The sequence below is a fragment of the Vitreoscilla filiformis genome, from assembly GCF_002222655.1.
Classification (GTDB): domain Bacteria; phylum Pseudomonadota; class Gammaproteobacteria; order Burkholderiales; family Burkholderiaceae_C; genus Ideonella; species Ideonella filiformis.
In genome coordinates this window covers 1985782-1998567 of sequence record NZ_CP022423.1, presented here as the reverse complement: position 1 = coordinate 1998567, position 12786 = coordinate 1985782, and the positions used below count along the sequence as shown (strand labels likewise).

General features: G+C 63.2%; 10 protein-coding genes. 3 read left to right on the top strand and 7 right to left on the bottom strand.

Translation table 11 applies throughout. The features are described from left to right. Nucleotides 1-89: 89 nt before the first annotated feature. Nucleotides 90-1001: a DMT family transporter gene (locus VITFI_RS09510; protein ID WP_089416745.1), complete on the top strand. Its 912-nt coding sequence runs from the start codon at nt 90-92 to the stop codon at nt 999-1001. A 19-nt stretch (nt 1002-1020) separates the two neighbouring features. After that, a complete protein-coding gene (locus VITFI_RS09505) occupies nt 1021-2085 on the top strand; it encodes an acyltransferase family protein (RefSeq protein WP_089416744.1) in 1065 nt (354 codons plus the stop codon). 13 nt (nt 2086-2098) lie between these two features. Here the strand turns inward: VITFI_RS09505 and typA are convergent, their stop codons facing one another. The 6 genes from typA to rimP form a co-directional block, all read right to left on the bottom strand. Further along, complete coding sequence (gene typA / locus VITFI_RS09500) at nt 2099-3934, bottom strand: translational GTPase TypA (protein WP_089416743.1); 1836 nt, start codon at nt 3932-3934, stop codon at nt 2099-2101. 32 nt (nt 3935-3966) lie between these two features. Then, entirely contained in the window at nt 3967-4986 is a 1020-nt protein-coding gene (truB, locus tag VITFI_RS09495; protein WP_198301395.1) for a tRNA pseudouridine(55) synthase TruB, read from the bottom strand. 25 nt (nt 4987-5011) lie between these two features. Next, a complete protein-coding gene (gene rbfA / locus VITFI_RS09490) occupies nt 5012-5374 on the bottom strand; it encodes a 30S ribosome-binding factor RbfA (RefSeq protein ID WP_089416742.1) in 363 nt (120 codons plus the stop codon). A gap of 93 nt (nt 5375-5467) precedes the next feature. Next, a complete protein-coding gene (gene infB / locus VITFI_RS09485) occupies nt 5468-8632 on the bottom strand; it encodes a translation initiation factor IF-2 (RefSeq protein ID WP_089416741.1) in 3165 nt (1054 codons plus the stop codon). Between the two features lie 58 nt (nt 8633-8690). Beyond that, nucleotides 8691-10169, bottom strand: coding sequence for a transcription termination factor NusA (gene nusA, locus VITFI_RS09480; RefSeq protein WP_089416740.1), 1479 nt, complete (start codon nt 10167-10169; stop codon nt 8691-8693). After that, nucleotides 10166-10729: a ribosome maturation factor RimP gene (gene rimP, locus VITFI_RS09475; RefSeq protein WP_089418079.1), complete on the bottom strand. Its 564-nt coding sequence runs from the start codon at nt 10727-10729 to the stop codon at nt 10166-10168. The genes nusA and rimP overlap by 4 nt, the downstream gene beginning before the upstream one ends. Before the next feature lie 193 nt (nt 10730-10922). On the opposite strand from rimP, the gene VITFI_RS09470 reads away from it, so the two are divergent. After that, nucleotides 10923-11708, top strand: coding sequence for an SDR family oxidoreductase (locus VITFI_RS09470; protein WP_089416739.1), 786 nt, complete (start codon nt 10923-10925; stop codon nt 11706-11708). A gap of 111 nt (nt 11709-11819) precedes the next feature. On the opposite strand, the gene VITFI_RS09465 is transcribed toward VITFI_RS09470, so the two are convergent. After that, a complete protein-coding gene (locus tag VITFI_RS09465; protein WP_089416738.1) occupies nt 11820-12785 on the bottom strand; it encodes a glucokinase in 966 nt (321 codons plus the stop codon). Between the last annotated feature and the right edge of the window lies 1 nt (nt 12786).

The following is a 12786-nucleotide window of genomic DNA, read 5'->3' as shown; positions in this document are numbered from 1 at the left end:
CAAGGGGGCTCCGAAAAAAACTGAGTGCGTTATCGTGCCAGCCTTCAGCCCATTGTGCAGAGCCTCTCTCTTTTTCCACCGACTGTTTCATGACCCACTCCCTGACCCTGCGCATGGCCTTGCTGTTGACCTTACCGCCCCTGCTGTGGGCCGGGAATGCGGTGATCGGCAAGTTGGCTGTGGGCATCGCCCCGCCGGTGGCATTGAACTTTGTGCGCTGGTCGCTGGCTTTGTGCCTGCTGTGGCCCCTGGGCCACGCCGCACTGCGAGACTGGCCCGCACTGCGTGCCCGCTGGCGCTACCTCAGTTTGTTGGGCTTGCTGGGCATGGGCAGCTACAACGCACTTCAGTACCTGGCGCTGCACACCTCCAGCCCGCTCAATGCCACGCTGATTACAGCCAGTTCACCCGTGTGGATGCTGGCCATCGGGGCGCTGTTCTACGGCGTACGCCCACGGGGCCGTGAGCTGCTCGGCGCCCTGCTCTCCCTGCTGGGGGTGATGCTGGTGATCTCACGCGGCTCGTTGACCCAGTTGCTGACGTTGCACTTCGTGCCGGGCGATCTGCTGATGGTGCTGGCCATTTTGAGCTGGGGCTTTTACAGCTGGCTGTTGGCCCGCCCGCCAGCTTCGATGCAAGGCGATCAACGCCCGAACTGGGATTGGGCAGGCTTTTTGGCGGTGCAAATCAGCTTTGGCTTGGTGTGGTGCGGGCTGTCAGCGGGTGTGGAAGCCCACCTCAGCCCCGCATCCTGGGAGTGGGGATGGCCTGTGCTGCTGATCTTGTTGTATGTGGCCGTGGGTCCATCGCTCATTGCCTATCGCTGCTGGGGATTAGGCGTAGCCACCGTGGGCCCGGCCACCGCCAGTTTTTTCGTTAACCTAACGCCTGTTTTCGCCGCCCTGTTCTCGGCTCTCTGGCTGGGTGAAGCGCCTCAGTGGTTTCACGCCGGGGCCTTCGGTCTGATCGTGGCCGGCATCTGGATTTCTTCCCGCCGCTGAATTGAAAGCATCTCGCCCCATGTCGATCCCTGCTCCTGCGCGCGCCACCGATCACCGATTCAGCGAACTCGATGCCCTCCGGGGCCTCGCAGCCCTGGTTGTGGTGGTGTTTCACACCACCGAGTCGGTTTTGGAAGCATTCCCCGGCACCCCCATGCCAGGGCCAGGTTGGCTGTGGCCCTGGACACCCGGCGGCAATGGTGTTTCCGCTTTCTTCATGATCAGCGGTTTTGTCATCAGCCTGACCTTGAACCACTGCCGCAGCCTCAGTGACTTCGCCATGGCGCGGTTTCTTCGCCTGTTTCCGATTTTCTGGGTCGCCATGCTCTTCACCACCCTGTGGCGGCAATGGGTGGGTGGCGAGTCCATCAGCTTGGGTGCGTTTGCAGCCAACATCACCATGCTGCCGTCTTGGCTGGGGCAAGCCTACGTGGACGGGGTGTATTGGACGCTGGAAATCGAGCTTCAGTTCTACCTGCTCATTGCCCTCATCTGGCGCTGTGGTTGGATGCGCCACATCACCCCGCTGTGTTTGGGATGGTTCACGTTGGCGATCGTTTTGAAACTATCGCAGCAAGCGTGGCCGGACAGTGTGGGAGTCACACTGCTATGGCGAGGGTTGCTGATTCCATTCGCCCCTTACTTCGGTCTGGGCATGCTGGCGTACCGCATGACCCAACAACGTCCCACCCGACTGACCTGGGCCACAGTGGCCCTGGGTGTGCTGCTGACCGTCGCCACCGGCAACATGGTGCGCGCTGGCGTGACGGTGGTCATGACACTGGTGCTGCTGGCGCTCAGCCACGGACACCGCTGGCGCGTGCCCGCCAGCTTGGTGCTGTTGGGCGAAGGCTCTTATTGCATCTACCTGTTCCACCAAGCCTACGGCGGGCACATCGCCCAACATTTGGCCGATTTGCTGCCCAACTCCCCTGTCGGGGTGAGCGTCACCGTGGTGGTGATGTGCATTGGCACGGCCATGGCTGCCCACTTGTGGGTCGAGCGCCCACTGGCTCGCCTGACCCGGCGCTGGAAAACCCGACCCCCTCAGGCGGTGGGGGTCGGTCGAGGGGCCAGCATCTGACCCTCGTGATCCGTTAAGCGCCTGCCGATTCGCGCGCAGCGCGCTTGCGGTCATGCTCCTTCAGGTGGCGCTTGCGCAGGCGGATCGATTTGGGCGTGATTTCCACCAGCTCGTCGTCTTCGATGAATTCCACGCCGTATTCGAGCGTGAGTTCGATCGGCGGCGTCACCTTGATGGCGTCTTCCTTGCCGCTGACGCGGAAGTTGGTCAACTGCTTGGTGCGGGTGGCATTGACCACCAGATCGTTTTCGCGGTTGTGGATGCCCACAATCATGCCTTCATACACCGGGTCGTTGGCGCGCACGAACATGCGGCCACGATCATCCAACTTGCCCAGGGCGTAGGTGAAGATTTCGCCATCGTCCATCGAGATCAGCACACCGTTCTTGCGGCTGGCGATCTCACCCTTGTGCGGCTCGTAGCCTTCGAAGATGTTCGAAATCAGGCCCGAACCCCGCGTCAGGTTCAGGAATTCGTTGCTGAAACCGATCAGGCCACGCGCCGGAATGCGGTACTCCAAGCGCACGCGGCCCTGGCCGTCCGGCTCCATGTTCACCAGTTCACCCTTGCGCAAGCCCAGGGCCTGCATCACGCCACCTTGGTGCTCTTCTTCCACGTCAGCGGTGACCATTTCGATCGGCTCGCAGCGCACGCCGTCGATGTCACGGAACACCACACGCGGCTTGCCCACGGCCATCTCAAAACCTTCGCGGCGCATGTTTTCCAGCAAGATCGTCAGGTGCAGTTCGCCCCGACCAGACACTTCAAACACGCCGTCTTCGCTGGTTTCCTTCACGCGCAGCGCGACGTTGTGTTGCAGTTCCTTTTGCAGCCGATCCCAAATCTGGCGGCTGGTGACGAACTTGCCTTCACGGCCAGCCAGCGGCGAGGTGTTGACGCAGAAGTTCATCGTCAGCGTCGGCTCGTCCACCTTCAGCATGGGCAGCGGCGTGGGGTTGGCCGGGCTGGTCACGGTCACACCGATGCCAATGTCTTCGATGCCGTTGATCAACACGATGTCGCCCGGGCCGGCCTCGGTGGCCAGCATGCGATCCAGGCCCTTGAACTTCAACACCTGGTTGATGCGGCCCTTGATCGACTTGCCACCCGGGCCTTCCATCACCACCACATCCATCGCAGGTTTGATCGTGCCGGCGTTGATGCGGCCCACACCGATGCGCCCGACGAAGCTGGAATAGTCCAGCGAAGAGATTTGCAGTTGCAGCGGCGCCGAAGCGTCACCCGAGTGCGGTTGAACGTGCTTGAGCACGGTGTCGAACAACGCCGACATGTCCGAGCCCCACTGTTCGCCCGGTGCGCCTTCTTCCAGCGAGGCCCAACCGTTGATGCCCGAGGCGTACACCACGGGGAAATCGAGCTGCTCGTCGGTGGCGCCCAGCTTGTCGAACAAGTCGAACGCGGCGTTGATGACGGCGTCGGGCTTGGCACCCGGCTTGTCCACCTTGTTCACCACGACGATGGGCTTGAGGCCCAGCGCCAGCGCCTTTTTGGTGACGAAACGGGTTTGTGGCATCGGGCCTTCTTGGGCGTCGATCAGCAGCACCACACCGTCCACCATCGACAAGGCGCGTTCGACTTCGCCGCCGAAGTCCGCGTGTCCCGGGGTGTCCACGATGTTGATGTGGGTGTCTTGCCAAGTCACGGCGCAGTTTTTGGCCAGGATGGTGATGCCACGCTCTTTTTCGATGGCGTTGCTGTCCATCACGCAGTCTTCGACCTGCTCGTGGGCAGCGAAGGTGCCGCTTTGACGCAGCAGTTGATCCACCAGGGTGGTTTTGCCGTGGTCAACGTGGGCGATGATGGCGATGTTGCGGATCTGTCGGCTCATGGATTCGGGGCCTTGTGCTTAAAGCGAGAAGGTCAGGCGATCACGGCCTGACGGGCGTTTCGGGGATTCAGCATCAGCGCCTGCACTTCGGCTGGGCTGAGCAGGCGGTCTGCGATCAGCTCGCCGCCTTCGATGTGGGCGCTGCCTAAAAAGACAGCAGGATTCGGGCCATACACGCGCACCGCTGGGGCGTCGGGCTGGGCCACCTTGCGGCGCATGCCGGCGATGAAACGCTCGGCCTCGGCTGGGGGCAGCACGACTTGGGGCCAGTCGTGCAGCATGCAGTCCGGGGAATACAGCAGCGCGTCGCGCTCGGCTTCGCTCATGGCTTCGAGCTGGTCGAGCGGCAGCGCCTCGGCCACCCGCAACCGGCCACTGCCCGTGCGCTGCAAGGCCGCCAGGTGCGCGCCACAACCCAGCGCGGCGCCGATGTCCTCCGCCAAGGTGCGCACATAGGTGCCCTTGGTGCAGCGCACGGCGATGCGCAAATGCAGCGCCTCAGCATCCCACGAGAGGATGTCAAGGCTGTGAATGGTGATGCGCCGCGCCGGACGCTCCACCTCCACACCCGCACGGGCGTATTTGTAGAGCGCTTTGCCGTCTTTTTTCAGTGCCGAATGCATGGGCGGGATCTGGTCGATCTCCCCCACAAAGCGCGCACACGCGGCCTGCAATTGCTCGGGCGTGACGTTCACCGGCTTTTCTTCGATCACCTCGCCTTCGCGGTCGCCGCCCACGGTGCGCTGGCCCAGGCGCAGCGTCGCTTCGTAGGCTTTGTCGGCTTCGAGGCTGGCTTGCGAAAACTTGGTGGCCGCGCCAAAACAAATCGGCAGCAGGCCCGTGGCCAGGGGATCAAGCGTGCCGGTGTGGCCGGCTTTCTCGGCGCGAAACAGGCGTTTGACTTTTTGCAGTGCGTCGTTGCTGGACAGGCCCAGCGGCTTGTCCAGCAGCAGCACGCCATGCACAGCACGGCGCACGATGCGCGGGCGCGGGGCGCGCACGTCGGGCGTGGCGGCGGCGGGGGTGTCGTCGTCGAGGTCGGGCGGATTCATCGCAAAAGGCGGGCGAGGCGCAGGCTCAGTCCTGGGCGCGCTGGGCGTTGGCTTGGCGGATGAGCGCGTTCAACTCGGCGGCGCGCTCGGTGGTTTGGTCGAACTTGAAGTGCAAGGTCGGCACGGTGTGGATCGCCAGGCGCTTGAACAAGCTGTTGCGCACGAAGCCAGCAGCCTCGTTCAAACCGGCTTCACTGGCTTGCGGATCGCCCACCAGCAAGGAGAAATACACCGTGGCGTGGGCATAGTCCGGCGTGACATCGACCGCGTTGATGGTGACCATGCCGATGCGCGGATCTTTCAGATCGCGGATCAGCTCGGCCACATCACGCTGGATTTGGTCGGCGACGCGGAAAGAACGGTTGGGCGTGCTGCGTTTGTGTCGCATGGAAGAAGCTTACAGATGGCGTGGGAAGGCGCCCCGTCAAGCGAAAACCCCGCCAGCGGCGGGGTGGGCTCGGAGCGCGGGCCGGGCGGACGCTTACAGGGTACGCGCCACTTCCTTGATCTCGAAGATTTCCAACTGGTCGCCTTCAGCGATGTCGTTGTAGTTCTTGAGCTTGATACCGCATTCGAAGCCTTCCTTGACTTCCTTGACATCGTCCTTCTCGCGGCGCACCGATTCGATTTCGCCGGTGTAGATGACGATGTTGTCGCGCAGCAGGCGGAACTTGGCGTTGCGGCGCACCAAGCCCGACGTGATCATCGAGCCGGCCACGGTGCCGATCTTCGAAGCCACGAACACCTTGCGGATTTCGGCGGTGCCCAGCGCTTCTTCGCGCTGTTCCGGTGCCAACATGCCGGCCATCGCTGCCTTCACCTCATCCACGGCGTCGTAGATGATGTTGTAGTAGCGGATGTCCACACCCGAGTGCTCGGCCAGCTTGCGGGCTTGGGCGTCGGCACGGGTGTTGAAGCCGATGATGATGGCCTTGGAGGCAATCGCCAAGTTGACGTCGGATTCGCTGATGCCGCCCACAGCGGCGTGAACGATCTGCACCTTGACCTCGTCGGTCGAGAGCTTGAGCAGCGAGGAAGCCAGCGCTTCTTGCGAGCCTTGCACGTCGGCCTTCAGGATCAACGGCAGCATCTGCGCCTGGCCTTCGCCCATGTTCTCGAACATGTTTTCCAGCTTGGCGGCCTGGCGCTTGTTCAGCGTCACTTCGCGGTACTTGCCTTGGCGGAAGGTGGCGATTTCACGGGCACGGCGTTCGTCGCTCAGCACCATGAAGTCGTCGCCAGCTTGCGGCACTTCGGTCAGACCTTGGATTTCGACCGGGATGGACGGGCCGGCTTGCGTGGCGTTGTGGCCGTTTTCATCCAGCATGGCACGCACACGACCGTAGCTGGCACCAGCCAGCACCACGTCGCCGCGCTTCAAGGTGCCGGACTGCACCAGCACCGTGGCCACCGGGCCACGGCCCTTGTCCAGACGGGCTTCGATCACCAGGCCCTTGGCAGCGGCTTCGATCGGTGCCTTCAGTTCCAGCACTTCGGCTTGCAGCAGCACTTGCTCCAGCAGCTCGTCGATGCCCACACCGGACTTGGAGGACACGCCCACGAACGGCGAATCCCCACCAAACTCTTCGGGCACGACCTGCTCGGCCACCAACTCACCCTTGACGCGCTCCAGGTTGGCGTCTGGCTTGTCGATCTTGGTCATGGCCACGACGATGGGCACCCCAGCCGCCTTGGCGTGGCTGATGGCTTCCTTGGTTTGCGGCATCACGCCGTCGTCGGCGGCCACCACCAGGATAACGATGTCGGTCGCCTTGGCGCCGCGAGCCCGCATGGCCGTGAAGGCCGCGTGACCCGGGGTGTCCAGGAAGGTGATCATGCCGCGCGGAGTTTCCACGTGGTAGGCACCGATGTGCTGGGTGATACCGCCGGCTTCGCCAGCGGCCACGCGGGTGCGGCGGATGTAGTCCAGCAGCGAGGTCTTGCCGTGATCCACGTGACCCATCACCGTCACCACCGGGGCGCGGGTGAGGGCTTCGCCGGTGTGCGCTGCGGATTCTTCTTCCGAGAACGCTTCCGGATCATCCAGCTTGGCGGCCAGCGCCTTGTGACCCATTTCTTCCACCACGATCATGGCGGTTTCTTGGTCGAGCTGCTGGTTGATGGTGACCATCTGGCCCAGCTTCATCAATTGCTTGATGACCTCAGACGCCTTGACCGACATCTTGTGCGCCAGATCGGCCACCGAGATGGTTTCAGGCACGTGGACTTCCTGCACCACGAATTCTGGCGGCTGTTGGAAACCACCGCCGCGATGGTCATCACGGCTGTCGCCACGACGACCACCGCCACGCGGGGCCTTCCAGCCCGAGCGACCGGCATTGGCAGCAGGTGCATCGGTGCGACCCTTGGCGGGGCCACTGGTGCCACGCTTCTTGGCATCATCCGCCCAGCTCGACGACAGTTTTTCGGACTTGACCGATTTCTTGTCACCCGGCTTGGCTGCTCCAGCGGCGGGAGCCGCCGCTGGGGCTGCCCCTGGAGCGGGCTTGGCTGCCGCTGATTTGTGAATCGTGCCCTTGATGCCTTCCTTGGGCGCCGCTGCGGCCGGAGCCGGTGCGGGGGCAGGAGCCGGCTTGGGCTCTTCCTTCTTGGCCACCAGCACTTTGCTGCGGCGGGCCATCATGTCGCGAATCGCTGCGGCTTCGGCTTCGGCGGCTTGACGGCGACGGGCCAATTCAGCAGCACGCGCTGCCTCATCAGCTTCGTTACCTGCCGCCTTGACGACACGCCCGCCCGCCTTGGCTGTATCCGGCGCTGTGGCTTTCACGGGGGCGACCGGTGCAGGCGCAGGAACCGCCCCACCCAAGGGGCGCAACGGAGCGGGCATGCCCGGACGGGCGGTAGATTGCGAAGCGGCGGGCTTGGAAGCGGGCGCCGCCGACTTGGGGGTATGTTGATTCGGGCGCATGGCAGCATCGGCCCGAACCTTGTCGGCACGGGCCTTGTCGGCGGCAGCCTTTTCAGCGGCGGCCTTTTGCACCGCAGCCTTTTCGGCTGCGGCTTTCTCTGCCGCCGCTTTCTCGGCGGCGGCTTTTTCGGCAGCGGCTTTTTCGGCAGCGGCCTTTTCGGCGGCGGCTTTTTCGGCAGCCGCCTTTTCCGCCGCAGCGCGTTCAGCGGCTTCGCGGGCTGCGACTTCGGCAGCGGCGCGCTCTGCGGCCTCGCGCTCGCGGCGCTCTTGTTCTTCGCGTTCGCGCTGGCGACGCTTATCGGCCAACTCCTGCTCTTGCTGACGAATCAGCTCAGCTTGGTGGCGGGCTTCTTCTTCGCGCCGCACCAGTTGTGCGTTTTCGTCTTCGGGCGTTGCAACACTGCCCGGCAGATCGTCGCGCTTGACGAAGGTGCGCTTCTTGCGCACTTCGACTTGGATGGTGCGCGCTTTGCCAGTGGCATCAGCTTGCTTGATCTCGCTGGTGGACTTGCGCGTCAGCGTGATTTTTTTGTTGCGATCGCCGCTGGTGCCGTGCGCGGTGCGCAGGTAGCCCAGCAGCCGCTCTTTGTCGGACTCATTGAGAACGTCACTGGGCGACTGCTTGGCGACGCCGGCCGCGTGCAGCTGCTCCAGCAGCGTCGCAACCGGGCGTTTCAGTTCGTACGCGAACTGGGCGACGGTGGTGGTCACTGCCATGGGAAGGGATTCCTTGATCTTGAGGCCGTAAGGGGGATGGGAGGACGGCAAACGGGGGTCAGGCCGAGAACCAGTGTTCGCGCGCCTTGAGGATCAGCGCCTTGGCCTGAGCCTCGTCCAGCCCGGTCATCTCCACCAGCTCATCCACGGCCAAATCGGCCAAGTCGTCGCGGGTGTGTACGCCGCCGTCGGCCAGTTGGGCGATCAGGTCAGCGGTCAATCCCTCCAGGTCGCGCAGGTCTTGCGACACTTCTTCGACCTTCTCTTCCCGGGCAATTTCCATCGTCAGCAACGCATCCTTGGCACGGTTGCGCAGCTCGGTGACGGTGTCTTCGTCGAAACCTTCGATGTCCAGCATCTCTTGCAGCGGCACATAGGCCACTTCTTCGAGGCTGGTGAAGCCTTCGTCGATGAGGATGTCGGCGACTTCCTCGTCCACATCCAGTTTCTCAACGAACAGGCGACGTACCACGCTCGATTCTTCCGCCTGTTTCGCGGCGGACTCTTCGGCGGTCATGATGTTGATGCGCCAGCCCGTCAATTCGGACGCCAAACGCACGTTCTGGCCACCCCGGCCAATGGCGATCGCGAGGTTCTCCTCATCGACCACCACGTCCATGGCGTGTTTCTCTTCGTCCACGACGATGGATTGCACGTTGGCCGGTGCCAGCGCACCGATGACGAACTGGGCCGGGTCTTCCGACCACAGCACGATGTCCACGCGCTCGCCAGCCAGTTCGTTGGTCACCGCCGTGACACGCGAGCCGCGCACGCCCACGCAGGTGCCGATCGGGTCGACGCGCTTGTCGTGGCTGACGACGGCAATCTTGGCGCGGCTGCCCGAGTCGCGGGCGCAGCTCTTGATTTCCAGCAGGCCTTGTTCGATTTCGGGCACTTCCTGGGCGAACAGCTCGACCATGAACCCCGGCGCCGAACGCGACAGCATGATTTGCGGCCCACGCGCCACCGGATCGACGCCGGTGATGAAAGCGCGTACCCGGTCACCCGAGCGCAGGTTTTCCTTCGGGATCATCTCGCTGCGCTTGAGGCGGCCTTCGACGCGCCCGCATTCGGCGATGACGTCACCCTTGTCCAAGCGCTTGACAGTGCCGACAAAAACCTTGTCACCACGCGACAGGAAATCGTTCAGCAGTTGTTCACGCTCGGCATCGCGGATTTTTTGCAGGATGACTTGTTTGGCTGCCTGCGCACCAATCCGACCGATGGGCACGGATTCGATGGGCTCCTCAATGTGGTCATCCACCTCAATGTCCGAGATTTGTTCTTTGGCTTCAAAGAGCAAAATTTCGGCATCGGGGATTTGCAAACCAGCCTCGTCGGGCACAACGTGCCAACGTCGGAAGGTTTCGTATTCACCCGTGTTGCGGTCAATGGCCACGCGGATGTCCACCTCGCCACCGTGCAGCTTCTTGGTGGCAGACGCCAGCGCAGACTCGACTGCACCGAACACCACCTCGCGATCCACACTTTTTTCACGCGAGATCGCATCCACCAGCATCAGCATTTCGCGGTTCATTCTTGGGAATCTCCGTCAGTCGTGGCCGCATCGACGGGCGCAGGCCCGGCGGCCGGGGCGCTGGACTTCTTGCCACGTCGCCCCTTGAAATCAATCACCGGCACCAGCCGGGCTTCACGCACTTCGGCCAAGGTGAAGTCCAGCACCTGATCGACCTTGCCATCGTGGAACACCAGGCGCCAGGCGTCGTCGGCCTCACCGGCCAGCAACTGCCCCTCGTACTTCTTGCGCCCTTGGAACGGCACCTTCAAGGTGACGATCACCTGCTCGCCGACGAAGCGCCCATAGTGCGCTGGCGTCTTGAGCGGCCGATCCAGCCCCGGCGAGGAGACCTCCAGCCGGGCGTAATCGACGTTGTCCACTTCCAACACGTACTGCAACTGCCGTGTGACGGCTTCGCAGTCTTCGACGAGAACGAATTCGCTCTCGCCCGTGAGGTAGCTACGGCCGGGCATGCGGTCGATGTAGACGCGCAACAACCCGCCGCTGGATCGCTCCAGATCGACGAGTTCATAGCCCATTGCGGTCACCGTCTTCTCGACGGTCTGGCTCCAGCTCATCAGGGTGTGCGTACCTTTCAAGCAAAAAAAATGGGCTGGAAAGATCCGCCCATTCACTCGCACCAAGTGCAAATCATGCGAAGCTGCGATTGTAGCGCCCCGCACGCACACCGACAAGACAAGCACACCGATTTGCCACGCGGCCATGCGAAAATCCCGCGCTGCTATCTCAGTCTCTAGACAAGGAGCCAACATGGGTTTTCTCGCCGGCAAGCGGCTGCTGATCACAGGTCTTCTGAACAACCGCTCCATTGCCTACGGTGTGGCCAAGGCGTGTCACCGCGAAGGCGCCGAGCTGGCGCTCAGCTACCAAGGCGAACGCTTCAGAGATCGTGCGCTGGAATACGCAGCCGAATTCGGCTCCAACCTGGTGGTGGAGATGGATGTGGCCAGCGATGAGCAAATCAACAGCGCTTTCAAAACCTTGGGCGACGCCTGGGGCCAGTTTGACGGCTTTGTTCACGCCATCGCTTTTGCGCCTCGCGACTCCATCGGGGGAGATTTCCTCGATGGCCTGAACCGCGAATCCTTCCGCGTCGCGCACGACATTTCGTCGTACAGCTTCCCCGCCATGGCCAAGGCCGCCCTGCCTTATCTGCGCGAGCGCTCTTCGCTCGTGACCATGAGCTACCTGGGCGCCGTGCGCCGCGTGCCGGATTACAACACCATGGGCTTGGCCAAGGCTTCGCTCGAAGCCAGTGTGCGCTACCTGGCACACTCGCTGGGCCCGCGCAACATGCGTGTAAATGGTGTGTCGGCTGGCCCGATCAAGACGCTGGCCGCCTCGGGCATCGGTAACTTCGGCAAAAAGCTCACGGCGTTTGCCGCCAGCACGCCGATCCGCCGCCTCATCACGGTGGAAGACGTGGGCAACGTCACCGCGTTCTTGCTGTCCGATTTGGCAGCCGGTGTCAGCGCCGAAATCATGTACGTGGACGGCGGCTTCAGCCACATGACCACCGGCAGCAGCGAAGGCTAAACGCCCTCCGCCGCCTGCGCGCTCCAGCCGACAACCCCGGCTTCACCTCCATCGCCAAGAGGTGCCTGCGCCGCCCACTGGGCGGCTTTTTTTCGCCTGACTCGTTTGGCCTTAATCGAGTGCGCGGGCAGCCCCCAACAGGGCGGGCGATGTGGCCGCATCGATCAACAGCAGCGGGATGTTGGCCAGCAAAGGCCGAAAACGCCCTTTGGCTTCGAAGCGCTCACGCAGCGCCGAACGTTGCAAAAACAGTCCCAGCCGGGGCGCGATGCCGCCGCCGATGTACACCCCACCAGTTGCACCCAGCGTCAACGCCAGGTTGCCGGCCACGCTGCCCAACCAGGCGCAAAACAACTGCAATGCCTCCGTGCAACGCACATCATCCCCAGCCAAACCACGCTGGGACACTTGCGCCGCCGTGAGCGCGGGCGCCTCCGACACCCCATCGAGTGCGCACAACGCTTGATAAAGGTTTTCCAGACCTTGACCGGATACCGCCCGCTCCGCCGAAGCGTGTCCAAAACGCGCCTGGAGCCAGGCCACCACGGCCCACTCACGCGGTGTGACGGGTGACAGCGTCACATGTCCACCTTCGCCTGCCAGCGGCACCCATCCGTTTTCGCCCACCGGCAGCAAACCCGACACCCCCAGGCCCGTGCCCGGCCCCACCAGCCCCATGGGCGCACGCTCACGAGGCACCTGGCCACCCAACTGATGCCATTCATGCGCCCGCAGAGACGGCAAACTCAGCGCCAGCGCTGTGAAATCGTTCACCACCACGAAACGTTTCAGCCCCAAGGTTTGGCGCATCGCTTCGATGGAAAACGCCCAGTGGTGGTTGGTCATTTGCACCCAATCCCCCACCACGGGGTTGGCGATGCCGATGGCCGCTTCAACAGGCACCGCATCACCCGACAGATGCAGATAGTGGCGCATCGCCACCTCCAGCGAGGGGTGTTCTTTCGCGGAGAGGGTGCGAATGTCTGTCAACGCTGCGCCGGGGGCGTGTTGCAGGGCGAAGCGGGCGTTGGTGCCCCCCACGTCCCCGAGCAAGCGGGGGAAGCTTGGAGAAGTCATG

Excerpts from the sequence above, each read along its gene's own strand:
- VITFI_RS09510 (WP_089416745.1), top strand. The coding sequence starts at position 90 with ATGACCCACTCCCTGACCCTGCGCATGGCCTTGCTGTTGACCTTACCG.
- VITFI_RS09505 (WP_089416744.1), top strand. The coding sequence starts at position 1,021 with ATGTCGATCCCTGCTCCTGCGCGCGCCACCGATCACCGATTCAGCGAA.
- typA (WP_089416743.1), bottom strand. The coding sequence starts at position 3,934 with ATGAGCCGACAGATCCGCAACATCGCCATCATCGCCCACGTTGACCAC.
- truB (WP_198301395.1), bottom strand. The coding sequence starts at position 4,986 with ATGAATCCGCCCGACCTCGACGACGACACCCCCGCCGCCGCCACGCCC.
- rbfA (WP_089416742.1), bottom strand. The coding sequence starts at position 5,374 with ATGCGACACAAACGCAGCACGCCCAACCGTTCTTTCCGCGTCGCCGAC.
- infB (WP_089416741.1), bottom strand. The coding sequence starts at position 8,632 with ATGGCAGTGACCACCACCGTCGCCCAGTTCGCGTACGAACTGAAACGC.
- nusA (WP_089416740.1), bottom strand. The coding sequence starts at position 10,169 with ATGAACCGCGAAATGCTGATGCTGGTGGATGCGATCTCGCGTGAAAAA.
- rimP (WP_089418079.1), bottom strand. The coding sequence starts at position 10,729 with ATGAGCTGGAGCCAGACCGTCGAGAAGACGGTGACCGCAATGGGCTAT.
- VITFI_RS09470 (WP_089416739.1), top strand. The coding sequence starts at position 10,923 with ATGGGTTTTCTCGCCGGCAAGCGGCTGCTGATCACAGGTCTTCTGAAC.
- VITFI_RS09465 (WP_089416738.1), bottom strand. The coding sequence starts at position 12,785 with ATGACTTCTCCAAGCTTCCCCCGCTTGCTCGGGGACGTGGGGGGCACC.